Below are 558 nucleotides of genomic sequence, written 5' to 3' on the forward strand. Positions count from 1 at the left end.
CCGGAGCCACTCGTAACCCACCTGTGACTTGCTCGTGCCCATGCCTTCGGCCGGTGCATCGCTAGTCATGAGCCCTCGTTTCGACGATGTGACGCTCCATTTTGCCGGACCGTGGTCCGTGCCCCGGAGATGCGTGCTCATCTTCTGTTGAGATCAGATATGTCATCGTATACGATCCTGACACATGTCGTCCGATGCAGTGCGTTTCTCAGTCGACGGCCTCGTTCACCACCCGCTCGTCGGGCGGCCGGGCAAGGTCATCGCGGTTCACCTGAACTATCCGTCGCGGATAGCCCAGCGTGGCCGGGCGCCGTCGAAGCCGTCGTACTTCCTCAAACCGGTGACCTCCTTGGCGGTTACCGATGAGGTGGCGGAACGCCCGGCGGGTGCCGAGCTGTTCGCCTTCGAGGGTGAGATCGCACTGGTCATCGGCACAGAAGCCTGGCGGGTGCCGAGGCAGGATGGTTGGACGTACGTCGCTGCGGTGACGGCGGCGAACGATCTCGGCGTCTACGATCTGCGCGCCGCGGACAAGGGGTCGAATCTGCGTTCCAAGGG

1 protein-coding gene is annotated in these 558 nt (G+C 63.3%); it reads left to right on the forward strand.

The window, feature by feature from the left end; genetic code table 11:
• Positions 1 to 184 precede the first annotated feature (184 nt).
• A partial coding sequence (locus ABD323_RS44655) for a fumarylacetoacetate hydrolase family protein (RefSeq protein ID WP_344447687.1) occupies positions 185 to 558 on the forward strand: 374 nt, incomplete at its 3' end.

This window comes from Kitasatospora nipponensis (assembly GCF_039528135.1).
GTDB lineage: Bacteria > Actinomycetota > Actinomycetes > Streptomycetales > Streptomycetaceae > Kitasatospora > Kitasatospora nipponensis.